Origin of the sequence: Pseudomonas sp. HPB0071 (assembly GCF_000478505.2) — a bacterium.
Classification (GTDB): Bacteria; Pseudomonadota; Gammaproteobacteria; order Pseudomonadales; family Pseudomonadaceae; genus Chryseomonas; species Chryseomonas luteola.
Genome location: NZ_KI517368.1, coordinates 243,953 through 268,496, shown reverse-complemented (window position 1 = coordinate 268,496; position 24,544 = coordinate 243,953). Strand labels below are relative to the sequence as shown.

Sequence of the window (24,544 nt, the reverse complement as noted above, 5' to 3'; positions counted from 1 at the left end):
GGAAGTGATGATGGATTTCGGCGCTGGAGGTTTTGTTGTCGCAGGCTTGGTGGTCGGCTTTATTGTTGGGATGACAGGCGTAGGCGGTGGTTCCCTGATGACTCCTATCCTATTGTGGTTTGGCATCAATCCGGCCGCTGCCGTAGGAACTGATCTGCTGTATGCCGCGGTGACAAAGGCAGGCGGTGTCTGGGTGCATCAGCGCAACAAGAATATCGACTGGTCTGTGACAGGCTGGCTGGCGCTGGGAAGTCTGCCGGCCGCTGCTTTAACCCTGTGGTTGTTGAGTCGCTTGCACTCCGATCCGCAGGCGCTAAATGCGATTATCAAGCATGGTTTGGGTATTGTTCTGTTCATGACAGCCTTTGCCATTCTTTTCAAGAAACAGTTGTTTGCCTTTGTAGGCCGGCATGCCAATGACAGCTTTCACTTGAGCCCGAAAAAGCTCAATACGCTGACATTCATCACAGGTGTTGTGCTTGGCGCCATGGTGACGCTGACGTCCATTGGCGCAGGCGCTTTAGGTACCGTGGCGCTGTTCATGCTGTATCCCTTCCTGGCTACTCGACGCCTGGTAGGTACAGAAATCGCACATGCCGTACCTTTGACGCTGATTGCAGGACTGGGCCATGCCAGCATGGGCAACATGGATTGGCCTATTCTAGGCTATCTGCTGATGGGCTCACTGCCAGGCATCTTTATGGGCAGTCACCTTTCCGGTCGAATTCCTGATGGAATATTGCGTCCGTGCCTTGCCGTTATGCTGATGGTGATCGGGTACAAACTGCTCTGACCTCTCCTTGTGAGTGGTCTGAGGGCTTCAGGCCACTCACTTGCTAACGCCTTCCGAATAAAAATAAATAGCCAGAAGAGAGCTATTTCTGCCGATATATCCGCGGTACTGCTCTTTTCTATGCCATGCGGATCCGCTTCAGCCTTATCGGAGATAGGCTGGAAGCGGATTGATGATCGTCTCGTAACCGACCAGCGACGGCTGAAGGGTTTCCATCAACAATGGCCAATGTGCCATAGCTGACTGAAAGTTTTGGACAGCCTGGATTTCAAGATACTGCAACCCTTGCAAATCAAAGCATTTGGCTAGATTGGTGACGTCCTCACGGGTATCCAATGTATGGATGGAAGCGTCGAGTACTTGAAGAGCATTCATCGTGGTTTCCAGGCTGACAGATTATTTGACGCAACGGTCATTACACTGTTGCCTGCAGCAACCGGCGTGCCAGATCATCAGTGCCAGAGCACCATCAAGCCAAACGCTGACAGAAGGCATAGTCCGCTAATGGCCATCAGCAGCAGGTCCACAGGATCCCATTCACTCATGCTAGTGGTCGTCGTTGGGACGTAGGTAGCTGGATGAAGCGTTCAGGACGGAAGCGATCAGATTATTCATCCTTATGCCGTCTAAGCTCGGTGTGAATCGCAACCCCTGTAGCCACAAGGCCTATTATGGCCAGGCAGGCAATAGGGCGGCCCGGCGTTAACACCTGGGTTGTACAAAGGGTGGTGAGGTTAGTAAAGAAGTCCATATCCAGCATCCTGCTTTTTGCTTTCTGAAAGGCGAAAAGAAAGCCATTCCTATTCCGGCATGGTGAGTAATAGTAACCTCACGCGTGACCAGACTCATTCCGTATCGGTTATGGGTAGGTTCATACTGCGCAGCGACCGCGCCTGAGCCCCCTATGATTGATGTCGTGATGATATCAATGGCGGCAGCAAAGCTCAAAGACTCAAAAGTCGCATGGACTTTAGGGCAAGCGTTTACGAATGTGTCATGCAGGCGCCTGACGGGCAGAGGCGTTATGACAAGCTCAATTCCTGGGAGGCTTTTTGCTCAGGAAGGCTTCTCGAAGAATAAACACAGAAACGATGATGAGACCGTATCCTTCGAACTGGAGCATTGTGTCATTGGGCTTGTAAAGCAGACACGTTACACCCACCGCCGTGAAGAACAGGCCGAGGCAGTACAACAACCTTATTTACCTCTAAAAGACATGCTGGAGCCAGAGCTGGGCCTACTTGAAGATAGCGCTCTTGAGCGTAAGGGGGGGCTAGCCACAAAATGAGAAGTGGCTAGCAAACTTGATATCAATATGACATTGGTGGACTTAATCTGTACAGCTGTCTCGTCTGTTCAAACGACCGTTCATCATCTGTGGTGGATTCATCAAGGCATGACTGGTGGCAGATACGTCAGGGTGGCCCCCAATGCCCATAAAAGAATCAGCACCAACGGAATATGCGCCAGCATCTGCATGAAGGTAAAACCGATAAGGTCGCGCGCCTTGAGCCCCAGAACGCCTAGTAAAGGCAGCATATAAAAGGGGTTTATCAAATTGGGTAGCGCTTCAGCTGCGTTGTAGATCTGGACTGCCCAGCCCAGGTGGTAGTGCAAGTCATTGGCAACCTGCATGACGTAAGGCGCCTCGATGATCCATTTACCCCCGCCTGAAGGAATAAAGAAACCCAGGATAGCTGAATAGACGCCCATCAGGACCGCAAATGTATCGTGTGAGGCCAGTTGAACGAAGAAGGCGGAAATATGGTGGGCAAGCGTCTGACCATCACTTCCTGTCGCCTTTGTCATGATCGCAGCAATGGAGCCATAGAGGGGAAACTGGATCAGGACACCAGTAGTGGTCGGCACAGCACGCGCCACTGCATCGAGAAAATGACGAGGACGCCAATGCAGAAGCGCACCAAGCGTCAGAAATAACAGATTGTAGGTGTTGAGCCCTGAAATGGCCTCAATGGCAGGCTTGAAAGCAAACTCCTGCCAAAGCCACCCCAGCGCTAGCAGCACAATGATAATGGTCAGAAGCGGGCTATGCTCCAGCCATTCGCCTGGGCGTGTTCGCACTAGCCGAGCCGGTGTTTCCAGTACGGAGTCGACTCCACACTCACGCGCAGTACGAGCAGTCAATTCTCCAGGCGCAGTAGCATATGCAATGATCAGCGACAGCACGATCAGCGCAAGCAGCATGACGCCTGACTGCCAGAGGAAAATGGTTTCCGTAAAGGGGATGACACCGGTAATCGCCAGAACAGACGGGGGCAGGCTTCCCGGATTTGCCTGCAACTGGGCCGCTGAGGACGACAGACCCAAGGCCCATACGGCGCCCAGCCCGAGATAGGCCGCTGCACCTGCGGCCCGGTAATCCATTTTCAAATCGACACGTCGGGCAAGGGCCCTTACCAGGAGCCCTCCAAAGACCAGGCTGAGCCCCCAATTGAGCAGAGAAGCCAGCATCGAAATGAGCGCTACCCAGCAGACAGCCGACCGACCATTGCGTGGGATGCGAGCCAGCCAGTCGATCAGGCGGGCCGCAGGCGCTGAGCTGGCCACAACGTAGCCTCCGATCACTACAAACGCCATTTGCATGGTGAAGGGAATCAGGCTCCAGAATCCGTCGCCAAATGCCTTGGCTGTTCCTGAGGCCGGTGTACCGAGCAGGATGGCGGCAAGCGCCACCACAACCACGGCGACAGCGGCAAAGACCCAGGAGTCAGGGAACCAGCGCTCAGCCCAATGCGCACAACGTAACGCCAGACGAGCAGAAAATCGCTCTTCAATATGAACGGACATGTAATCTCCTTATAGCTTTTGTTATTGATTACCCGTGTAGCGCATGGCCATTTGCCTGACCGCGCCCAGGACGTATAGAGGGTAGCGCTTACCGGCGTGTTTTACTTGGCGGTTTTTCACCGTGGACGGACGGCCACTTCAAAAGGCTGCTATCGTTGCCGAATAGACTGACCTTGCCGCCGCTTCGTTTGTTTAGAATTGTTGTTTGTTGCTGTGGTCGTATCTGGACACCAACATACTGAACAGGCCTTTTTCCTAAGAGACAATCCATGCAATTTTTAAGGGACGATCATGGTTGCCTGGGCTGGAGCGGTGAGATGGCCGAGCGTATCCGGTCTTTCGACTGGTCTCGTACGGATCTCGGCCCTATTGAACAGTGGTCCAAAAGTCTGAGCGCTGCCGTCCAGTTTCTACTGGCTTCTCCTGTTCCCCTCGTGATGTTGTGGGGACGGCCTGGCTATATGATTTATAACGATGCCTATGCCGTGTTTGCGGCCGGACGTCATCCTTTTCTTCTCGGCTCGCCAGTCGAGATTGGTTGGCCGGAAGTTGCCGAATTCAATCGGAACGTAGTTGATACCTGTCTGGCTGGCGGTACGCTCTCTTATCGAAACAAAGAACTCGTGTTGTTTCGTAATGGGCGCCCGGAAGACGTCTCAATGGACCTTTACTACAGCCCGGTGCCCGAGGATGACGGCGTGCCGGCCGGCGTCATGGCCATCGTTATCGAAACCACTCAACACGTACTGTCGGAGCGGCGACGTCAGGAGGCTGAGCGTTCCTTCCGGGCAACGAATGAACGACTGCAACTGGCATTGAACTCCGGCGCGCTCCTAGGACTGTTCGTCTGGGATATCAAAGCACAATCCCTGACTGGAGATGAGCGCTTCGCACGAACCTTTTCATACCCCGTAGACGAAGCGGCGGCAGGCATTCCCATTCAGATCGCCAGCGGCTTCATTCATCCGGACGACCTGGAAAAGATCCGGATGCATATCAGGCAGACTTTTGATCAGGGCGGCGCTTTCAATGCTGAATGTCGTATCCGCCGCCCGAACGGCCTTTTCCGCTGGGTTTTAGCAAGTGGTCTATGCGAGTTTGACGAGCGTGGAGAGCCGTTTCGCTTTCCCGGTGTTCTGATTGATATTCATGAACGCAAGATGGCGGAAGAAGCGCTTTATCAACTGACGCGCAATCTGGAGCAGCGGGTCGCTGCTGAAGTGCAGGCCCGCTCGTTGGCAGAAGAGCAGCTCCGGCAATCACAAAAGCTGGAGGCGATTGGCGGACTGACCGGAGGCGTTGCACATGACTTCAATAATGTCCTGCAGGTCATTTCGAGTAACCTGCATCTGCTGGCTCGTCAGGAAAAGGACAACCCTCGTGTACAGAGCCGCGTAGAGGCTGCCATCAATGCGGTGGAGCGAGGAGCCAAGCTGTCTTCCCAACTATTGGCCTTTGCCCGTCGCCAAGCCTTATCACCCGGCATTTACAACCCAGCCCATATTTTCGAAGGGCTGGAGGAGCTCCTTCAGCGTGCACTGGGCGAGACCATCGAAATCGATATGTCCCTGCCTGACAATGCCTGGTGCATACACGTTGATCGTAACCAGTTGGAAAACGCTATTCTCAATCTGGCCATCAATGCCCGTGATGCGATGGATGGGGAAGGGCTGATCAGCGTTCATGGCGACAATGTCGTGCTGGATGAAGATTACTGTGCAGGCAAGGACATCAGTCCTGGGGACTACCTCTGCCTGTCCGTTGCCGATTCGGGCGAAGGTATGAAGCCAGAAGTGCTGGAGCATGTCTTCGAGCCATTCTTCACGACCAAGGCTGAAGGGCAGGGTACGGGACTTGGTCTTAGCATGGTGTTTGGCTTCGTCAAGCAGAGTGGGGGCCATATTGATATTCAGAGCGCCCCTGGATGCGGTACGACGGTACGGATGTATTTCGCACGCAGTCACAAACAGGCCGAAGAAGATGACCAGGGCAAATATGACTATACACTTGAGGGGCGGGAAACCATCCTGATAGTAGAGGATAATGAAGGTGTTCGATTCTCTGTTGTAGAGTTACTGCAGCAGGCCGGTTATGACGTGGCGCAGGCGCCCGATGCGGACGTGGCCATGCAGCTGCTGGAAGCCGGAACGAGGGTTGATTTGATTTTCACGGATGTCGTGATGCCCGGTCGGCTCAAGAGTACGGATCTGGCGGCATGGGCTCAGATGCAGGAACCTGCAATACCGGTATTGTTTACCTCAGGCCATACTCGGGACATCCTTTCGCAGAACAACACATTGGCACCTAACATCCATTTGCTTACCAAACCCTATCGCCCTGAGGATCTTTCAGCCATGGTACGTACTGCTCTGAGAGGATAGGCGATAGAAGCACCAGGTTCCATTTGGTGGGTCGAAGAGGTATCAGATAAAAATGTAATCCTTCTCCAAAGGCACATGGGAGCCTTTTGCACGTAGTTCATTGACGGCATAAACCAGGGTTAGGTTTAGCGCATCCTTATTCATCATGAGCTTAGGATCGAGGCGGCGCTGCACGCGTGCAGGAACGGCCGGGTCGATCAAGGTCAAAAGCATGTCTGTGCCGCGTGGTTCAAAAAGAAACTTAAGCGGCGGATCGAGACGCGCAAGTTTGTCGGCTATCAGGTTCATGGAGTGTGCCTCATGCTTAACTTAAGCATAGGCCACTGTTTCACTCGTAAAGAGCAATCCATCTGAAGATCTGGCCAGCTTTCAACAAAAAAGCCCTCTGCTAAAGAGGGCTTTCACATCTTTTCTGTCGTAAAGCGATCATTGAATAAACGATCAGACCTTGAAGCGATTGACCAGAGAGTTAAGCTCAGCCGCTAGACGTGACAGCTCATGGCTGGACGCGCTGGTTTGATGCGCGCCTGTGGCAGACTGCACGGATAGATCACGGATATTGACAAGGTTACGGTCAACTTCCCTGGCTACCTGAGCCTGCTCTTCGGCTGCGCTGGCAATTACCAGGTTACGCTCATACATTTCGCTGATCGACGACGTAATCTCGCTTAGCGCCTGGCCTGCACTTTCTGCCAGCTCCCGTGTGGAATGAGCGCGAGTGCTGCTGATCTGCATGGAGTTCAAAGCCTGACTTGCGCCGTTGCGCATGCCAGAGACCATTTGCTCGATCTCAAGCGTCGACTGTTGCGTACGATGAGCGAGCGCTCTTACCTCGTCAGCCACTACAGCAAAACCTCGGCCGGATTCGCCTGCACGGGCAGCTTCGATCGCAGCATTCAGCGCCAGTAGATTGGTTTGTTCTGCAATGGCACGAATAACATCCAGCACCTTGCCAATTTCCTGCGATCGATCGGCAAGTTGTCTTACCAGTACGGAGGTAGACTGAACCTCTTCCGACAGGTCTGTGATGGCTGTAATGGTTTCATTGACTCGAACATGACCGGCCTGTGCTGACTGGGTCGAGGTCTTGGAGGCCTCAGATGTCGATACTGCGTTACGTGCTACCTCATCAACCGCTGCGCTCATCTCGTTTACAGCGGTAGCGGCCTGCTCAATCTCATCGTTTTGCTGTTGCAAGCCGCGGCTGGCTTCTTCGGTCACGGCGTTGAGTTCATCAGCTGCTGCCGCCAGTTGGGTTGATGACCCTGAAATCTGAGCCAGGGTGTTACGCAGATTGTCCTGCATCTGGCGCAGTGCTACCTGAAGCTGATTGACCTCATCGCTACCGCTGACTTCAATGTGAGTGGTCAGGTCTCCTTTGGCAACCTGTTGTGCGGCGCGCACAGCACTCTGCAGGGGCCTGACGATACTTTGCGTCAGAAGCCAGGCCATAAGCACGGTAGCTAGGGCCGCCAAGGCAATCACGAGGATAACAATGGCGCGAGAGCTGGCGTATTGTTCCGCCGAACTCTTTCCTTCGAGCTCGATCCCTTGTGCATAGTAGTCTCCCAGCTCGCCCAATGTCTTGCCAGTGCCATCGATGACAGGCTTCATGTCAACCAGAGTGAGTTTATTCAGGGCGACAGTATCGCCTTGGCGGGCCAGGACAAACGAGTTGGTCATACCCTGCTGGTAGACTGCAAAATCCTGTTTGAATTGTCCGTACAGGCGTTGCTCTTCGGGCGTATCGACAAAGACCTCAAACGCCTTGATGTTATCCATCAAAACCTTATTACGGGCCTCATACTGGCTGGCATAGGTGTCGATGCTTTTAGGGTCGGGATCAAGCGCCATGCGCAAGGAAATGGTGCGAATACGCAGCATGTTTTCCCGGATGCTATCTACGATGCGGATGCTGGGTACCCATTCTGCTTCTATAGCCACACTACGGTCACGGATGTTGGACATCTTGCCTAGCGAGAAAATACCTAGAAAAGCAACCATCAGCGCGATCAGGCCAAACCCAAGCGCAGCCCGGGGGGCTATGTTCCAACTGCGTAGTAGCATATTTGTCATCCGCAAAAGTAGAGGCGAAAGCACGCCGAATTTTTGTTGTCTGATGACATGTATCGGCGGTCAGTCTTGAGGCTTGAATTTATTCAGTGACGGATAAAGCTCACTGCATCCATGGCTCAAGCGTTCTTGAAAGCGAACCTCTACCAGCTACCTGTTTTCTACTGCGACATTCCTAAAAAGCTAACTACCAGGCGCAGCTATGAATGCAGAGTCTGCAGTGTGCTCAAGCTGGTAGAGCATAGCCTGTCCAACTATAAAGATGACCCGTCCAAGAAGGAGCTGAAAAACCGCCAGTTAACTACCTTCAATCAACTGTTAGATTCGCTCGGTCAATATATCGACCGTGAAGGGGCTGGTCATAATAGGCGTGTCGATTTCCAGGTTTCCATCGCCTACCACAGCGCTCTCAGCATAACCTGTGATAAATAGCACCTTGAGGTCAGGGCGGCTAATACGCGGCGGCGTCAGCCATCTGTCTTCCGTTAGCCCAACATCGGAAACTAACAGGCCGATAGCGGTATCGGATTGCAGGATTGCCAAGCCAGAAGCGCCATCTTCAGCTATCAGGGCGTGGGAGCCGAGTTCTTCAAGAATCTCCACGACCAGCATACGGATAGTCGGCTCGTAATCCACAACCCGTACTGCCCCGCCAGTAACGGTAAGGAGCAACTGTTCTTGAATGGGCTCACTTGCGGTATTTACGGCCTTTTCTTCTGCGCGAGTCAAATATAGACATACCCGTATTCCTTGCCCCGTTTCCGAAGTGATATGCATCTGCCCACCGGTTAGCGCACGAAGCCGTAAATTATGGAGAGCCCAACCCTATGCCCAGAGGTTTAGTAGTGACGGTGGTCAATGTGTGCAATGCAGATGGCTAGGTTTTCGGGACCTTAGGGTTGTGCCGGTCCAATCATATGAGCGGGCATGCACCCCATCTCCCGCCGGCAGAAAGCAAGGCGCAAGACATAGGCGGAAAAGGAGATTTACGCATCATGCGAGTTGGACGTCCTGTAATGGTGACAAAAGGCAAAATCAGAGAACCTTCCATGTGGCTACCCACCAAGATGGAGAGGGTGCAACACGCGTTTAGCCCATCCGGTACGGACGTCACACTAGAAGTGCTTTGTGCTGCAAGTGTGGCAAGGAACATGAGAAGCACTGTAAAAGCACTGTGATAAAGAGGGGTAAATAATTACTACCCGAGCGAGCCATGATGTAATGGATCATCATCATGGGTAAATTCATGGCTATTGGATGCCGGCTGGTTAAGCCGACGCTGGATATCCATCAGGACCGTTTCCAAAAGCAGACGGTTACGCGCCTGGTCAGGCGTTAAGATCCACTCAAGTGGATAGCCTCCTTCAACAGGTAGTGCGGTAATAACCAGTGTCCCGTCAGGTTTTAGTAAGGTATCGACTTGATAACGGTCACGGGCCGAGTCAACAAGCATGATCAAGGCATTCATAGAATCGGCTACATCGTTGGGTGTTATCTAGTTAGAGTCAGGCTACTTCAAGAGATTCTTGAAGACTCTTCCCACTCGTCTAAAGGTTTTCCTGCCCAGTCAAAGCCTTTCTTATGCTCCGCCTCCACCCTGCATCTGATCGCTATGCGGGTCCTGTAGTGAGCCTTGGTTAAAAAGGTCCTAATAAGCTGCGGGAGGGGTGATCTATTACTAAAGAAGAGAACTAATTCAAAGTATTTATGCTGGCAAACTCACAAAACCAAGGTTTTTTGTCACTTGCTTTTGTAATGAACGTACTATGAATTTGTTTTGATGATTTATAAGTTATTTATCAATAGAAGGCAAATAGCCAGTATTCTTTCGAAATCACTCGTACCGTTACAGTAGTCTGGTTATTTGAGCCAATATGACGGTAATAATTGCCCGCAATACTAAGCTTGTCTGTTTCAAGCATTGATCTAAGTAGTCCATTGCCTGCCTTGACAGCGTCTGCGTCGCCACTAGCTTTATGATCCCTCAACAGATTGGTGTGGGTTGGCACGCTTGGTGGTTTCGAAAACAAACCGCATGTAAAGGACATAAAATTAATGATCACGGTTAGCAAGCGTAACGTCTATTACGTATGTTTGTTTATTCTTCTTATTTTTCAATTTGGTGTGTTCGAGCAAGGGCACACAAACCCTATTGGCGTAAAGTACGTCAGTGAATTGTACTTGGCGATATGCTTGGGTTTTACAGCGCTTCTTCTTACAGGTACACCTCCGGCCAACAAGCAGGACTACAACCTCGGCTTGAGTTTTTGCCTTTTTTCTGCCTTTGTGTTCTGTTTTCTACCTGCGTTATTTTCAAATCTTTTTTATGGGCAGCCGCTGTTCTATGGATTGATTGAAGAGCGTCGTGTCCTGTTCTGTTTCAGCTTTTTCGTTATTGTCTATTTTGCAAAGCGTGTAACCGCTACCCAATTCGAGCAGCTGATACTGCTGGTCGGTCTCATCTCCGTTGGGCTTTCCTGGCTTTCCTATGCAGGCGTGCTGCCCGATCTTCGTGAGCAGGTGCTTGACCTTAGTCGTCCCGGGCGTGCCTCGCCCGGCGCAGCGGCCATCATCTTCTCCTACTGCCTTAGCGTCTATTTCATGGGGCATGGACGATCTCCCCTGAACGGCGCTCCAAAGTCAAAAGTGCTCTATGGCATCCTGGCGTTTGTCTTTCTGGCCACGATTGTCTTTGTCATGCAGACAAGACAGGTCATCGTGATCTGCTTTCTCTTTACCGCGATGTGTCTGAAAAGCCGCATGGTGATGCCCATGATCCTGGGTAGCATTGCGCTCTTTCCGATATTGGTGAACCCGCATATCCTCGATAGCTTGGGGCTCAACCTTGACTTCTATATGCAATCGGTGGAGAGCGGGCCTACGGACAATGTGCGGGAAAACACCATTGCCGCCATCATGAACCATTTGCATGAATACAATTGGGTTCCTAGCGGCAGCTTGAGCCTGATGTGGAATGATGGGTTCAAACGGTTCTTCAGCAACTACTTCTTTCTGTCTGACGTAGGGGTAATTGGTACCTTATTCCGCTTCGGATTCCTGACATTTGCCATTATTCCGATTGGCTTGTTCATCCACTATAGGGTTGCAACGAAGTTAAATCCCAACTTGGACTTTACGCTGGCGTTCTTCCTGGCCAACCTTGCCATGTGGCCGTTGGTAGGTGTGTTCGAGTATCAAGCACCTACGGCTTTTCTTCTCGCCCTACAGGCACTCAAAACACACTATCAACATACAGCCAGAGCTACTGACGAAATCGCAGCGGTACCGTATCCATACCCAGCGCGGCTTGAGTCGTTGTCTGGCGCCAGAGGAATGAGAGGCATGACCTGATTCATCTTTAATAAAGGAAAAGGCTGGGCTTATACCCGGCCTTTTCCTTTAAGGGATGCCAGTAAAGCCAGATCAAGCAGATAGGTTGACTCAGAAGAGATTACAGGAGAGATGATGCATAGCGAGGCAATAACGATCAGCTTATGTAGCTGCTAGAGAATGCCGTTTTGTTGTCTTACGTAGGGAATCTGGTATGGGCTGGCAAAATACGCGTCTGATACGAACGCACCTGGCCTATTACGGAGGGAGAAAAAGTAAAGATAAGGAGCTGTCCCTAGCTCCAGATACAATCCATCACAGCCCGTAGGTAAGAGACTGTTGTTATTTAGACAAAACAGTCAGCGTCTTGGGATAACCTACGACCGATCCATTGACTGCCGCGCCATCAACATAGACACCTAGATTAGTGCCAGCCTGCACATAGGTAATCTTGCGGACCTGACCATCCGCTAGCTTAACCGACTTGCCTACCTGAAAGGCGGCTTTGTTGGCGGTCGTGCCCGGTACTGAGAAGCCAGCCTTCTTACGATACACACCATTGAGCCAATCGGTGTTGGTAAAATTGTTGATGGTGCTGGTCACGGAACCCGTCGTAGTGGATGGTGCCGGCGCAACAATGGTCGGTGTAGGTGCAGGCGAAGTTGTTGCTGCTTTCTTAGGGCCTATTTCCGTACAGCTGCTGCTGTCCATGTACTTCTTAAGGGTCGGCCACTGCGGGCGCTCTACACCATTGATAGGCTCAACCGACATGAAATAGTTGCCCCAACCCGGGCCTGCCGCCCAGTAGGATGCCGGTACGCAATTCTCTTTCAGGTAGGCCAGCATATTGTCCATCAGGATGTTCCAGCGCGGGTTGTTATCCGGTACGCCGAACTCACCAATGTAGCCACGCTTACCATGCTTTTTCAGCCACTCTACGAACGGCTTGACCCGATTCACGCCATACATCACGTCGAGCTTGTTGACGTCTACGTCACCATAGCTGCCACCGGCGTTCTCATCGAAATACGAGTGCGCCGAGAAAATGATGTTGTTGGACGGATCCTTCAGGTTCAGCAAGGGATCATTCCACTCCGCCCAGCGCGTAGCGCTCGACCAGCCGTTACCTTCCACAATGATCGGGCGGGTCTTGTCTACGGCGCGCACACCGTTGATACCGTATTGCGCAGCGGTCGCCCAGTAGGCCAGGGCCCCGTTGGGCTCATTCATGATGTCGTAGGCGTACAGGGCGGGTTGATTACTCCACTGCTGGGCAATCTTGGTCATGATCTCCTGGTAGCGCGCATACGGAACGCCACTGGTGCCAATCACCTGGCCGCGATAGCGTGCATAGTTATGCAGGTCCAGAATGATCTTGATGTTGTGCTTTTGCGCATAACCAAAGGTGCGGTCGATCAACGCAACATAGGCTGGATCCAGCGGGCCACCCAGCTTGGGTTGCAGGCGCTCCCAGATGATGGGGAAGCGGAATGTCTTGATACCCCTGGCGCTCCACTGCTGGAAATAGGATTCCACTGGAAAAATATAGTTGGTGCCATTGATTCCAGGTAGAACATGGGGAGCAAATCCCGCACCGGACAGGTTCAGACTAACCAGATCGACCGGTTCGGCTTGTACATAAGTGGTTCCAAGCGCCAAGGCGGCTGCTAGGGGAAGGCTTTTCTTTAACAGTTTCGAAAAAAACATTGGTATCACCAGACTGCTGTGACCAACCGCGACCATTTCCTGTACTGCAAGATCAGGCGGAGGCTCAGAATTAAAAAGAATTGGCTAGGCTACTGCCAAGCGGAGCGCGCTCTGTGCTCTGCGTACTGAGCTATACAAGCGATATGCCAAAACATTGACATGAATTGAAACAAAGCCAAATAAAGCTTTATTTGATAATTTAAGCGACTGATTTTTATAAGGTTTTTATTGGTTAAAACGCGCATTACCATTCGTCGGCCCGAGTATCATGAAAATAAAGTAATGGCAAAGTAATTTCATGACCTGACGGATTCTTGTTGTTTTACTGTATTAAGCAATCGGTCAATGATGATTTTCTGGCTATAAGCCTTTTATCCTGACGGAGTATTAACGTGTAGAGGTTATTGTTCCTTATGGAGCCGTAAGCATGGTTACTTCAGCTTGGCGTTAACGTGTCATGTGCTTTTCATCTAAGCCAAGCATCCTTGGTCAGGCTGACGACCGAAGCCTACCGAGGACATTACGCCATGGCGATGCCGATCGATAATGCCGGAACCTCTCGCAGTAACTTCCGCACCGCACTTCATTCATTTAGCGCGTTTATCAAGCGATCCCAGGAAACGCCGCGCCCTGAAGGGGACGCACCAAGACTCCCTGAGTCGCACCTGCAGCAGCAAAAGGTAGTTGTAGAGCCGGGTGACACCATGACGGGTATCGCCAAGAAGCATTACGTCTCACTGCACGAGGCAGCCCAACATAATCCGCAGATTTCTGATATTGATCACATTCACGCCGGTGATGTGGTCTTTTTACCTCCTCCAGCACCAGAGCAGCTGGCCGTACAGCCTGATGGCAAAACACTGTTCCTTGAAAACCTGCAGTCTCGAGGTAATGCCATCGAACACGCTAACACTGCAGACGGCGCGATCGATTACGCAGTAGAGACCGAACAACTGAATCAAGACGTGCAGACGTTTTTGTCCGCTTTGCCAGCCGCTGAGCGTAACGACTCTGCGCAATGGTTATTTGATCATGACTGGACGGACAGCGGACCGGCTCAGATAGCGATAGAGCAGGGTGCCGAACAGATGGGGTTGGTGCTGACGCCTTCCAGCCACAAGGGTCCGGACGTGGAAGCGCAGGTCAGGGAGATTGTTCAGCAGATTAACGCATCGCCGAATCCTGTTGCCGCATTGGAGACACTAGGAAAGGCTTACTCCACCGTTACACCTGATGTAAAAGAGGTTTTGTTGCAGTCATCAACAGGCCAGGAGATCTTCCAAAGTGCAGGGCAATACGCGCTTGACGCCTTGAATCAGCAGGATAACCAGTCTGGCCAGCTCGTACCGATGAAAACTGTATTCGAACGACTGGATAACATGACACAAAACCTTGACCCGCATCTTGCGGCAAAGGTCGTCGAAGCGGCAATTCCCGGACTGGAAAAGGTATTGATCGAGCCCAGCGATAATCCAGTCCCGCCCATGGTAGGCTCGTCAGGAGCCTATCATCTGGTCAACGTAACCGGACGCATTGCCGGTCAGCCCGGTGCTGAGGAGACCATCAAGCGCTTGGTCGAGCTCGGACTTTACGAGCGGACCGGAACTGTGCAGAGCATTGCCGAAGGAGCAAATCCAGCTTATCCGCTGCAGGTGCTGAGCTTTGTGGGCCAAGGCGACATACGCTATGTTTTAGAGGGCGATATCCTGCCAGGCCTGGATCAGTTCCAGAAAAAGGTTACGGATGATCTGCAGGCGTATGGAAAACAGATGGAAGAGCTCAATTGGCTCACCTTGAATGGGGGCGCTGTCATGACTACTGAGCAGCGGGATAACGCCATCCAGGATTATCTTGACTCGCGACCGCCCGAGTGGGAAGAGCAGACCCAGGCGCTAAAAGATCAGGTTGCTGAGGACGGGCGTGATCTCTTATACCAGCTGCAGGCGCTGCAAAATCTTCCGGCAGATTTTAAAGGTGACCGCAAGGCGATTGAGGACCAAATCCGCAGGACACTGGATAATCCCGACGCAATTACAGCCATGAGTTCTGCGGTGGCCCAATATCCGGAACTGACAAACGATCTGGATCAATGGAAGCTGATTGGGCAGTTTGGCAAAACAACGGATCGTGGTCGAAAGTTTCTTGAGGAAGTGGCTACGCAGGTTCTACGGCACAAGGTGATGCCAGAGTTTCAGAATGTAAAGGCGGGAGATGCTGCCAGCCTCCAAAGTGCCCTCAACAAACTGGAAGGGCTCAAAAAAGGCCCAGTAGCTGATCTGTTTGGTATACCAGACAAGGATCTCAATAAGGCTATTGATGCCTTGAAAGAGGCATTGCCGAGGCCCGGCGAAACAGCCGAGCAGATTACCGACCGTCTCGCTCGCTTCAATCTCAAGTTGGACGATATCAAATCAACCAATGGTGTCAGGACCTTTGATAATCAGACGCGCGCTGGCCAAACCTTGAGGATGATCGGGGCGGCCGGTGCCGCTGCCGTACTGGCAAGCTCCGGGGTTGCGTTACATAAACACCAGAGCCCCGAAGCCATCCTTAAGGTCTGTCTTGACGCTGCCGGCACGGCCCAAAAGACGACCGAACTCTTGATCGGCATGGGTAAGATACCCAAGGATGGTTGGGTAAACACATTGGCCGGCGGTAGCTCTCGTCCTGCGGTAAAAGTTTTGGGCGTTGCCAGCTCGCTGTTGGATCTGGTCAACGCAGGCAAGGCGGCGGAGTCTGGCGATACGGTGGGAGCGTCACTCTATACATTATCCGCAGCAGGAGGAGTGACATCAGCCTTGGGCACAGGCACTGTTTTTGGCCCAATCGGCCTTGGTGTAGTGCTGCTTTCGACCATCACATTGGGCACTCGTGACGTTATCAAACACCATGAAATGGCCAATCGCTTTCAAACGCCGGAAACCAGCCAATTTTTAACTCACGCTGGGCTTGATGAGGCGGCGGCAAAAGCACTTTCAGACCAGAGCGGAGACGGTTATAACGTCCTGCCGTTGCTCTCACGCTACGCCGAACTCAAGGGACTTGATCTGCAGGATAACCAGGACCAGCAGGCCTTTGTCACCTGGATCAATAACATGCCAAATGAAAGCCTACTGTTGTTACGGGACAACCTCCACCGCGTACTGGACAGGCGAAAGGGAAGTTATGATGACTTTCCGGAATCTCAATCCCAATCAAACTCCTGGATCTACGATACTTCCGATACCTATTTCAGTCAGCGCCTCAAAGAGAACCCTCACTTCGTGGAGATGGGCGTTGCTTATCCCAATTCGGTTTACCAACTTGATCAGACCTTGGACATGCTAGACCTGGACCGATTGGCAGTAAGCTGATCGGGCTGAGCCTGCGTTGCTATCAACGCGGCGCAGGCTCAGTAACCTGTCATTTCCAGATAGCCGATTCCGGTTTCGCTGCCTTGTACGCGTACGGGCCCTTCCCAATAGGGTGTTCCCACATCCATCCAAGCGTTGGGATTAATGGCTGACACCTCAATGTTAAGCCCGCGTTTGACTAGGGACAAAGACCAGCGCGTTGGAATTTTCCGCCCCGCGATCAAATGTTCATCCAAGGCTTTCAACTCGATTTCGTCTCTTTGCAGGGGTTCGGTCTGGCCGTCGGCCTTTATCCACGTACCGCTCAGGTAGTTATCGCCATCTGCCTGTCGCAAGCGGAACACCATGAGTTGTCGACCATCCTGCAGGTGTAGCGAAAACCAGTCCCATCCGTGCTGATCTTCCGAGAGCGGCTGACTACTCCATTCGCGATCAAGCCAGGCCGTGCCGCTTACGGCCACGGGTTTGCCCTCGATTTTCAATACACCCTGTGCGCGGAAAAAAGGTTGGCTGTAGTAATAAGACGCTTGGCCTCTGGCTGACTTGCGACTCAAGCCTTGGTCCCCTTGGAGCACAAGTGGCTGATCTGACGTCAACTGGAGCTGATAAGAGAACGTATCGCCACGGGCTTGCACTTTAAGATCTGACGATGCTTCGCCTTGCATTGACCAATCATCAATCCAGGCAGCAAAGGGTTCAGCTGTCACGCCGGCCTGTCCAACGCCCCCTCGCGCCTGTGTCTGGGCATGGAATTGCTGCGTGCGGGTAGTCAGTCCCGCGTGACCTAACCACAGATTCCCGTTGCCCCAGCCGGGCTGGTCGGCTGCGGGACGCATGGCACTACGAAAAAGCGTCCATTGCACGCCATAGTCATTGCCGGCAGCGTCCTTTAGGTTGGCAGTGACATACCACCACTCGATACGAAAATCAGGATGGGCGCCATGATCGGCTGGAAAAGAGAACACCTTGCCCGGTACGACCTGAGCAAAGCCCTTGCTTTCCTGGCCCAGACCGGCAAAGCCTTGTCCTTTGGATGAAGAGTCATCGCATCCGCCTAGGACAAAAAGGCCTACAACCAGACAGCCAATCCTAGCGTTCATCGGACAGTACCCTCAGCAAGTCAACCGGGCGGCTCCGCCACAGGGTCCAGAGAGGCCAAGCTGAGGCCAGCCAGGTAGCCAGTAGAGCGAGTCCTGCCAGACGCATCAGCTGATCCGGAAAAACCTGAAGTGGCAAACGCCACCCAAAGGCCTGAACATTAATCACGGCTACCAGGCACCATGCCAGCAGAATGCCCAGCGGAATCGCCAGGAGCAGTGTTAGCAGTGTTAGCAGCCACGTCTGACCTAAGTTAAGCAGCATCAGCTGGCGCCGCGTAACACCCATGGCCCATAACGGCGCGAGTTGCCCAAGGCGGCTCTGGCTTTGCGTTAATAAAGCAATAAAGAGCGCAACACCTGCTACGCCCAGCGTCAGCGTATTAAGGGCCGAGGTTGCACTGAACGTGCGCTCAAACACCTGTGTTGCCCATTGTTTGAGCTGTACCTGATCCACAAGACGGGAGTCATCGAGAGCAAACGTATCCTTGATGGCCTGTTTCAGGTTGCCAACGGCGGAGGGCTCCATACGCAGCGCATAACGGCTTACCGGCAGGTTGGGCCAATGGGCTTTCATTGCCTTAGCATCTACCAGAACATGGCCACGAGGGTTTCCATAATCCGCGTAGATACCCACGATCTTGGCAAGCCATGCCCCTTCGGCTGCCGGTAGTTTTACCGTGTCGCCTATTTCAACGTTTAAATGCCGAGCCAGTTGTTCACTAAGCATGACGCTATCGCCCTTGAAGAGTGCGTCCCAAGGGTTACCTGCTCGTGCCTCTAGTAAGGGCCAATGGTTGCGGTAAAGCTCATCATCCTCTACGCCTGCAATGGTCAAAGGCCAACCACCCAATTGCGTTTCAAGCTCAAGACCTGCCAAAACACGGTCAACTTCAGGACGCGCTGTTAGCCAGTTAGCCATCTCTTTCACCTGATCCGGGCTAGCTGGGCGGATATAAAGTTCGGCAGAAAGGCGCTGATCCAGCCAGACACTAAAGGTATGCCGAAACCCTTCTGTCATACTGCCGGCACCAATATTAGCGGCAAGGGCTAACAACAAAGCCATGAGGGCCAGACTCAGGCCAGGTAACTGTTGTCGGCAGTCGGCAATAAACCAGCCCAGTAATGGTGATCGCATGGAGGCAGGCGCCAGTCTCAGCAGACCGCTGAGCGCTACCGGCAGACCTAGAGCTGCCGCGAGCAGTAGGCTGCCCATCATGACGAAACCTGCCGCCAGGCTATTGCCTGTCAGCCAGGCAATGAAGGCAACCACTGCTGCAACAGCGGCGATCCATCCTTGGCGTTTTAGCCAGGCACGGTGGGCCTGATGCCAAGCCTCGCTATTGGCGAGTCCTAGCAATGGCAACCGAGCGGCGCGCCATAAACTGTTTGCGCCGGCCAACAGCGCACCCAGAAGGCTAAGTCCCAGGCTACCTAGCCACCAGATTGGACTGAGAGAGAGCTCTCCGGCCACCTCAGCACCATATAAACCTCGTAAGCTGGCTGCCACGTCCGGTAAGAGTAGGCTGGCCAGTACGTAGCCGCTCACAATACCTGCCAGCCCCCCTAGCAACGCGAGCGCTATCAGTTCTCCAGTCAGCGCTATCAGGAGTTTTTGAACACTTACACCGCTGGCGCGCAATGTACGCAATAAGGGTCTTCGTTGCTCCAAGGCCAGCCCGATAGCCGCGTGTACAATAAATAATCCAACTGCAAAGGCTAACAGCCCAAGCGCCATTAGGTTGAGGTGGAAACTTTCGGTGAGCTGTCCCGGGTCGTTTTCATTTGAATGGGGCTGCCATTGCAACCATTCATTCCACGGAGAAGGAAGGGGTGCCTGAAAACCTGCTGGGAGAACAAGACGTGAGAGTTGGTCCGGCGCCTCAAGTAGCCGCTGGGCTACTCCGATGTCGACTAGCAACATGCCGGGAGCCATGCCTGACTTACCTGTTATCGGCGGGAGGCGTTGCCCATTAACCAGGTAAGGCTGCTCACCCTCCTGCAGGTTCAATTCATGTAGTGTTTGGTTAGCAACCCAGGTTTGCCCAGGTGGACTAATAAACGCTATCAAGTCCTGTGTTTCGGTTGGTTCGCCCGCTATGGACGAGCCCACCGGCAGGCTCACTGGTTCGATACCCATGATTTGCAGACGGCGTGTTTGACCTTGAATAATGGCGCTGCCTTGTAACATTGGTAACACAGGCCATCCCTGTCGGCGTAACGCAAGAAAGCTTTCCTGAGAAATAAGTCCGCCATTACGTGCAGAAAGTGTCGCTTGAGGTAAACCGCCAATGAGCTGACTGGCCTGCGCATAGCTTTGCCTTGCCTGGCTATTAAGCGCCTGAACGCCAGTCAATAATGCCGTGGCTAGCCAGAGCCCGGTAAATAGACTGAAAAACTGCACGGGGTGTTTTCGCCAGTGACTGATTAGGCTGCGCACAGACCAATACACAACACCCATGGTCAGCTTCCCATAGGGGTAGCAATTTGGCCTGCCCGCAACACGACGCGTTGCTGCAACTGTGCCGCTACCTGTGGGCTATGAGTAACCATTAGCAGCGTACAGCCACTACGGTCTACCAGATCCAGCAACAGCTTGAGTACTTGGGCGCTAGTTACTTCGTCCAGGTTACCGGTCGGTTCATCAGCCAGTACTAACGCTGGACGTGATGCCAGGGCTCGACCCAATGCCACACGCTGTTGTTGTCCTCCCGAAAGCTGCTCTGGGTACCGTTGCAATAACTCGCTCAGACCCAGTTGCTCGGCAAGCTGGGCCTGCCACAATGGATTGTGCCGTCCCGCAAGCCGCGCCTGAAAAGCTAGATTATCCTCTACCGTCAGACTGCCGATGAGGTTGAACTGCTGAAAAATCAGGCCAATCTCACAGCGACGCCAGTCAGCCAGCGCTTGTTCGTTAAGTGAGTGTAATGCCTTTCCATCGATATCGATGCGGCCACTATCTGCCTTGTCGAGTCCAGCGATAAGATGAAGGAGTGTGCTTTTACCACTTCCCGACTCGCCCATAAGAGCCAGACTGCCACCACGCTGCAGATCTAAATCTATACCTCGAAGTACCGGCAGAATGCCCTGAGGGGTGGGGTAGCTTTTATGAAGTTGTCGCACATGAAGCATAAGTGAGCCTTGATACGTCTGGTAAACGCACAAGCAAACCAGAGACAGCGATCGCTGGGATGATCTGCGAAGAGGTCATATCGAACCCAAATCTCATGACTTAGTTCTTGAGATAGGATCGATGTAAGAAATTTATACAGTAAAAATAAAACCGCTTACTAGACTAGCGAAGAGGTGTCGTTGGCTTTAGGAGTTTCAGATAAAGGTCTATCGAAGATCATAACGCAATATTACTCGGTCACAGGTAAGCAGTCGTGCTTAACAGAGCCTTTTGCTAAAAGTAATCGTATCTTTCTCAAGTACTATTTTCTGCTATAGCAGCTCCAATCCTAAGGCCATCCTTTTTTATGCATAGTATAGCCAGTACTGATGTGAGGCATGAGGTGCCTTATTTATATAACTGGATGATCAATGCTGTGATATCAATGTGATATTAACTTATCTTAAATAGTCTGTAACGGTTTTTTGGTTGACTTTCATCCGATTAAGCGTAGCAGAGCCATGGAGATCGTTCTCATTTATACATAGTCATGCCGTTAGTCATCTTTGGCAGACCAGCCGATATAAGCCAGTTTCAAAACAACAGCGCTGCGTTAACCTCAACAGACCATAGTCAGCTACGTTTGTATTGTCATGAGAAGTAATACTGCAGAAGTAGTAGATATGCCTACTATCACCCCTATCGGTACCCAGTGCACAACAGGTCAGACGTGTCCAGAAAGTGGCATCTGGACAGTTATAGGTGCTCCTCGCACGGCCTCGCCCATCGTTAAAGGCAAACGGTTTCCGCCTTACTGCGGTAAGGCCGCTGTTTGGCAGCTAGCTTTGCACGCCTGATCTTAACCAAACGTTAGCCACTTCACGCTACCTTGATAGCGCGCGTTTGATTGGTGCGTCCTGAAAAAGACCACCCCAGTAAAAAAGCAGCAACGGGGGAAATCACTGCTTCTGGGGTGGCTGATGACGTGTTACAAACCAAACAACGGATCGTTCGCTTGCCCTCGCATTAAAGCCTTTCTGTTGTAAAGACGATACCCGTTCCAGGTAAAGGCTATGTAAATTTTGGACATGTTGGGACTGATATACTTTGCCATCTGGTGGGGACTTATTTAGTGATTGAAAGTGAAACTCATAGCATTCTTGCATTTTCCAGTAGAGCCTTTTTATCCGTATGATTTAAAGGAGGTTTAGGTGCAAACATCGCTTTGGCTTCATCCAGAGAATTTCTTTTTGCTTGATTAACGGAAAATTTTTAAAGCCCACTTTATCGGGTTTCATTTTCTTCTAGGTGCATGAGGACATTCGATCAAATGATATGTTCAGAATTAAAGCCAAAACAGTATCTAGAAATCGTTCTGGTTTATTAGGTATTTTAAATTATTGAAAACATGGGTGTCATAGTTGAAACTATGACACCCAGATCTTTTTAGAGAGGCGGTATGGTGTTTACGCCTTTTCTCGGCTTCAACATGAAAGGCTTTTCTATTCCCAGGAAAGTTAACAGGGAAAGCCCGCATACCAATACCAGCACCAAAGGCAGAAGCATAATGTAGTGGGAAACATTGCTGTCTATAAAAGGATAGACCTGTAACCAAGAAAAGAGGCTATATAGCACCAGCCCGTGAATCAAATAAACGCTGTAGCTAATTTCACCTAAAGCCTTCAAACCGTAACTACTTAATAATCCAAATAGATCGTTACCCAGTGCAATAATGGCGAACGCTATGCTAAGAAGCAAAATCTGAGGTACAGAAAAGTAATCCGGCATTGTCATGCTATATGCAATGAGAGCTATTGCCAGAGCGCCATAGACAGGTTTCTTTAGATAATCAATCCACGCTGGCCGGTGTCGCTTGATCAGCACGGGGATAAATCCGGCAATAAAGAATAGCAAGAAATGGAGCTTTAACACTTCCAATTGTGCTGCAGGTAATGCAGCTACTACCACGATGAGAGATAGGGCAAGGTAGCGGCCATAGTTTTCGCGGTTGATCAGCGCTGCGAGAACAGGAAGGGCTAGATAAAAGAACCATTCATATTTCAACGTCCACTGGACGCCGGCCGTAATGATGCGACTCTCTTGAAAGCCATTAAAAGAGGCACCAAGAAAAACAACCCATCTCAGGCTTTCCTTGGCCAGTTGAGTAAGCGATACCAGATCAAATCCGGTTCGATACAAGCTGATAAATACGACTACTGCCACGACGAATGCGTACAATGGCATGATTCTCCAGAATCGAGACTGGAATATATGTGGCCAGTCAGGCTTGCGCTGATAAATTTTTCCAAAGAATAGAAAGCCTGTAATCATGAAAAAGAGCGTGACGGGAACCGCCCCCATATTGTTCAGGAGCGCACTGCTGTCTGAGCCTGCCCATTCGCCAGTGGTCTTCCATTGGTAGGTCACCATAAAGTGGCAGCAGACCACAGTGGTAGAGAGTACGCCTCGTAGTGCGTCAATAGGGGAGGATCGGGTTAGCGCCTGCTCTGACAGGATATTTAGACGCCTGAATAATCTGTCCAAAAAGAACATGGACAACACATAAATAAGCAGTAATTCCAGCGTTACAGTCATAGCGGAGTTGATATCGTAATAGTGTTGCTCTTCCAGCCTTTTTAACGGTTAGCAGATTTTTAGTCGAAAGAGCGCTTGGATCTGCTCCTGGTAAGAGAGGGACAGTACGATAATCGACAAAAACCATAAGACCATGCGGAAAGGCATCGGCTAGGAAGACCAATGAATGGACAATGACGAGGCCTTCATAAGGCTGACGGTCATCAAAGGAAAAGAAGCAACCCAGTGGTAAGCCATAGGCTGTTGCGACTATTGCGGTCAAGCCCGAGCGGCTTCTAAATTCCAAAGAATCCTATGTGCTGATTATGACTGGATAGCGGTTGGTTTCCTGAGTTCTTACGATCCCCCTCAACACTATGTATTTGAGTAGGGCTTTTGGCGCAGCGTCTTGCGTTAATGCTTACCACTTTGCTTTTGTTTGAGAAAAAAGCCATTTAGAAACCCTGTATTTGTAAATTCATCAACCAGCTGCTCTCTATGCGCTAAGCATTTCTGGTAGATAGCAGCTAGGGTAATGACTGATAGGTTTAAAAGCCGTTCCTTTTAGCGGCTTCAAAATTAGAACTGAGTCAGCTTCAATCGTTTGTGGTAGAGCATTCCGTCTTACTCTTGTGAAATGCCTCGCACCTCATGCACCTATCGAGGCACACTATCTAGACTTCTTTCTTAAAGAGTTCTCTGCGTAACGCTTATTCAAGATGTTCAAATAAAGCTTGACCTGTGAGCGGAGGGGCCTATAATGCGCCCCACTTCCGCTGCAACGGAACAGCAAAAAGCCTTGTAGATCAATGGCTTAGCTGTTTAGTCAGGGTCAGGCCTCCGGTCTGGCAGAAGCGGAAAGAGGGAAGCGGTAGTTGACAAGCCTCTGGGCTTGTGTAGAATACGCCTCCCGCTGCCAGAACAGGTTTCCTGATCCGGCAGGTCCGGCAAGCGGTTCAGCGGGTTAGACCGGTTGAACAAAATGCTTGACAGGACAAGAGGTTAGCGTAGAATGCGCGCCTCGGTTGAGACAAGGTCTTAACCAACCGCTCTTTAACAAGTTGAATCAAGCAATTCGTGTGGGTGCTTGTGCTGTAAGACTGATGGATCGACAAGATTATCAGCAAGACAAGTAACACTCGTGAATTCGAGAGTTTATTTGCGATTGCTGAGCCAAGTTTAGGGTTTTCTCAAAACCCGGATATGTTTGAACTGAAGAGTTTGATCATGGCTCAGATTGAACGCTGGCGGCAGGCCTAACACATGCAAGTCGAGCGGATGAGGAGAGCTTGCTCTCTGATTCAGCGGCGGACGGG

The 24,544-nt window shown here is 51.5% G+C and carries 15 protein-coding genes and 1 pseudogene; 5 read left to right on the top strand and 11 right to left on the bottom strand.

What is annotated here, in order from left to right:
• The first annotated feature begins 10 nt into the window (after window positions 1-10).
• Window positions 11-793 (top strand): sulfite exporter TauE/SafE family protein, encoded by a 783-nt coding sequence (locus HMPREF1487_RS20820; RefSeq protein ID WP_010798713.1) that lies wholly within the window; start codon window positions 11-13, stop codon window positions 791-793.
• 144 nt (window positions 794-937) lie between these two features.
• Here the strand turns inward: HMPREF1487_RS20820 and bcsR are convergent, their stop codons facing one another.
• Complete coding sequence (gene bcsR / locus HMPREF1487_RS20815; RefSeq protein WP_010798712.1) at window positions 938-1,168, bottom strand: BcsR/BcsP family cellulose biosynthesis protein; 231 nt, start codon at window positions 1,166-1,168, stop codon at window positions 938-940.
• Between the two features lie 529 nt (window positions 1,169-1,697).
• Here bcsR and HMPREF1487_RS20810 point away from each other — a divergent pair.
• The gene (locus tag HMPREF1487_RS20810) at window positions 1,698-2,081 is read left to right on the top strand and encodes a hypothetical protein (protein ID WP_037031087.1); all 384 of its coding nucleotides are present in this window, start codon (window positions 1,698-1,700) and stop codon (window positions 2,079-2,081) included.
• A 101-nt stretch (window positions 2,082-2,182) separates the two neighbouring features.
• On the opposite strand, the gene HMPREF1487_RS20805 is transcribed toward HMPREF1487_RS20810, so the two are convergent.
• Window positions 2,183-3,601, bottom strand: a complete 1,419-nt coding sequence (locus HMPREF1487_RS20805; protein WP_010798709.1) for a short-chain fatty acid transporter — start codon at window positions 3,599-3,601, stop codon at window positions 2,183-2,185.
• 269 nt (window positions 3,602-3,870) lie between these two features.
• On the opposite strand from HMPREF1487_RS20805, the gene HMPREF1487_RS20800 reads away from it, so the two are divergent.
• A complete protein-coding gene (locus HMPREF1487_RS20800) occupies window positions 3,871-5,982 on the top strand; it encodes a hybrid sensor histidine kinase/response regulator (RefSeq protein ID WP_010798708.1) in 2,112 nt (703 codons plus the stop codon).
• A 42-nt stretch (window positions 5,983-6,024) separates the two neighbouring features.
• Here the strand turns inward: HMPREF1487_RS20800 and HMPREF1487_RS20795 are convergent, their stop codons facing one another.
• The 4 genes from HMPREF1487_RS20795 to HMPREF1487_RS20780 all read right to left on the bottom strand — a co-directional run bounded on the left by HMPREF1487_RS20795 (window position 6,025) and on the right by HMPREF1487_RS20780 (window position 9,523).
• Window positions 6,025-6,270, bottom strand: a complete 246-nt coding sequence (locus HMPREF1487_RS20795) for a hypothetical protein (RefSeq protein ID WP_010798707.1) — start codon at window positions 6,268-6,270, stop codon at window positions 6,025-6,027.
• Between the two features lie 153 nt (window positions 6,271-6,423).
• The gene (locus tag HMPREF1487_RS20790; protein ID WP_010798706.1) at window positions 6,424-8,049 is read right to left on the bottom strand and encodes a methyl-accepting chemotaxis protein; all 1,626 of its coding nucleotides are present in this window, start codon (window positions 8,047-8,049) and stop codon (window positions 6,424-6,426) included.
• A gap of 324 nt (window positions 8,050-8,373) precedes the next feature.
• Window positions 8,374-8,784 (bottom strand): response regulator, encoded by a 411-nt coding sequence (locus HMPREF1487_RS20785; protein ID WP_037031085.1) that lies wholly within the window; start codon window positions 8,782-8,784, stop codon window positions 8,374-8,376.
• Window positions 8,785-9,253: 469 nt separating this feature from the next.
• Entirely contained in the window at window positions 9,254-9,523 is a 270-nt protein-coding gene (locus HMPREF1487_RS20780; RefSeq protein ID WP_010798703.1) for a hypothetical protein, read from the bottom strand.
• 587 nt (window positions 9,524-10,110) lie between these two features.
• On the opposite strand from HMPREF1487_RS20780, the gene HMPREF1487_RS20775 reads away from it, so the two are divergent.
• Window positions 10,111-11,406: a hypothetical protein gene (locus HMPREF1487_RS20775; RefSeq protein ID WP_010798702.1), complete on the top strand. Its 1,296-nt coding sequence runs from the start codon at window positions 10,111-10,113 to the stop codon at window positions 11,404-11,406.
• Window positions 11,407-12,053: 647 nt separating this feature from the next.
• Here the strand turns inward: HMPREF1487_RS20775 and HMPREF1487_RS20770 are convergent.
• Window positions 12,054-13,092: pseudogene (locus tag HMPREF1487_RS20770) on the bottom strand (glycoside hydrolase family 5 protein); the annotation flags it as partial.
• Window positions 13,093-13,619: 527 nt separating this feature from the next.
• Between HMPREF1487_RS20770 and HMPREF1487_RS20765 the strand changes: the two are divergent.
• Entirely contained in the window at window positions 13,620-16,445 is a 2,826-nt protein-coding gene (locus HMPREF1487_RS20765) for a LysM peptidoglycan-binding domain-containing protein (protein WP_010798700.1), read from the top strand.
• Window positions 16,446-16,483: 38 nt separating this feature from the next.
• Here the strand turns inward: HMPREF1487_RS20765 and HMPREF1487_RS20760 are convergent, their stop codons facing one another.
• The 4 genes from HMPREF1487_RS20760 to HMPREF1487_RS20745 all read right to left on the bottom strand — a co-directional run bounded on the left by HMPREF1487_RS20760 (window position 16,484) and on the right by HMPREF1487_RS20745 (window position 23,249).
• Window positions 16,484-17,545, bottom strand: coding sequence for a lipocalin-like domain-containing protein (locus HMPREF1487_RS20760; protein WP_010798699.1), 1,062 nt, complete (start codon window positions 17,543-17,545; stop codon window positions 16,484-16,486).
• Window positions 17,535-20,003 carry an ABC transporter permease gene (locus HMPREF1487_RS20755; protein ID WP_010798698.1) on the bottom strand — a complete coding sequence of 823 codons (2,469 nt, stop codon included), beginning with the start codon at window positions 20,001-20,003 and terminating at the stop codon, window positions 17,535-17,537. Before HMPREF1487_RS20755 ends, HMPREF1487_RS20760 begins: the two co-directional genes overlap by 11 nt.
• 2 nt (window positions 20,004-20,005) lie before the next feature.
• Window positions 20,006-20,674 carry an ABC transporter ATP-binding protein gene (locus tag HMPREF1487_RS20750; protein WP_010798697.1) on the bottom strand — a complete coding sequence of 223 codons (669 nt, stop codon included), beginning with the start codon at window positions 20,672-20,674 and terminating at the stop codon, window positions 20,006-20,008.
• Window positions 20,675-22,100: 1,426 nt separating this feature from the next.
• Window positions 22,101-23,249: an acyltransferase family protein gene (locus HMPREF1487_RS20745; RefSeq protein WP_010798696.1), complete on the bottom strand. Its 1,149-nt coding sequence runs from the start codon at window positions 23,247-23,249 to the stop codon at window positions 22,101-22,103.
• Window positions 23,250-24,544: the final 1,295 nt, after the last annotated feature.

What these genes read in the sequence shown, in the direction of transcription:
- HMPREF1487_RS20805 (WP_010798709.1), bottom strand. Translation starts at nt 3,601, where the DNA reads ATGTCCGTTCATATTGAAGAGCGATTTTCTGCTCGTCTGGCGTTACGT.
- HMPREF1487_RS20765 (WP_010798700.1), top strand. Translation starts at nt 13,620, where the DNA reads ATGGCGATGCCGATCGATAATGCCGGAACCTCTCGCAGTAACTTCCGC.
- HMPREF1487_RS20820 (WP_010798713.1), top strand. Translation starts at nt 11, where the DNA reads ATGGATTTCGGCGCTGGAGGTTTTGTTGTCGCAGGCTTGGTGGTCGGC.
- HMPREF1487_RS20775 (WP_010798702.1), top strand. Translation starts at nt 10,111, where the DNA reads ATGATCACGGTTAGCAAGCGTAACGTCTATTACGTATGTTTGTTTATT.
- HMPREF1487_RS20800 (WP_010798708.1), top strand. Translation starts at nt 3,871, where the DNA reads ATGCAATTTTTAAGGGACGATCATGGTTGCCTGGGCTGGAGCGGTGAG.
- HMPREF1487_RS20750 (WP_010798697.1), bottom strand. Translation starts at nt 20,674, where the DNA reads ATGCTTCATGTGCGACAACTTCATAAAAGCTACCCCACCCCTCAGGGC.
- HMPREF1487_RS20790 (WP_010798706.1), bottom strand. Translation starts at nt 8,049, where the DNA reads ATGCTACTACGCAGTTGGAACATAGCCCCCCGGGCTGCGCTTGGGTTT.
- HMPREF1487_RS20755 (WP_010798698.1), bottom strand. Translation starts at nt 20,003, where the DNA reads ATGGGTGTTGTGTATTGGTCTGTGCGCAGCCTAATCAGTCACTGGCGA.
- HMPREF1487_RS20780 (WP_010798703.1), bottom strand. Translation starts at nt 9,523, where the DNA reads ATGAATGCCTTGATCATGCTTGTTGACTCGGCCCGTGACCGTTATCAA.
- HMPREF1487_RS20810 (WP_037031087.1), top strand. Translation starts at nt 1,698, where the DNA reads ATGATTGATGTCGTGATGATATCAATGGCGGCAGCAAAGCTCAAAGAC.
- bcsR (WP_010798712.1), bottom strand. Translation starts at nt 1,168, where the DNA reads ATGAATGCTCTTCAAGTACTCGACGCTTCCATCCATACATTGGATACC.
- HMPREF1487_RS20745 (WP_010798696.1), bottom strand. Translation starts at nt 23,249, where the DNA reads ATGACTGTAACGCTGGAATTACTGCTTATTTATGTGTTGTCCATGTTC.
- HMPREF1487_RS20760 (WP_010798699.1), bottom strand. Translation starts at nt 17,545, where the DNA reads ATGAACGCTAGGATTGGCTGTCTGGTTGTAGGCCTTTTTGTCCTAGGC.
- HMPREF1487_RS20795 (WP_010798707.1), bottom strand. Translation starts at nt 6,270, where the DNA reads ATGAACCTGATAGCCGACAAACTTGCGCGTCTCGATCCGCCGCTTAAG.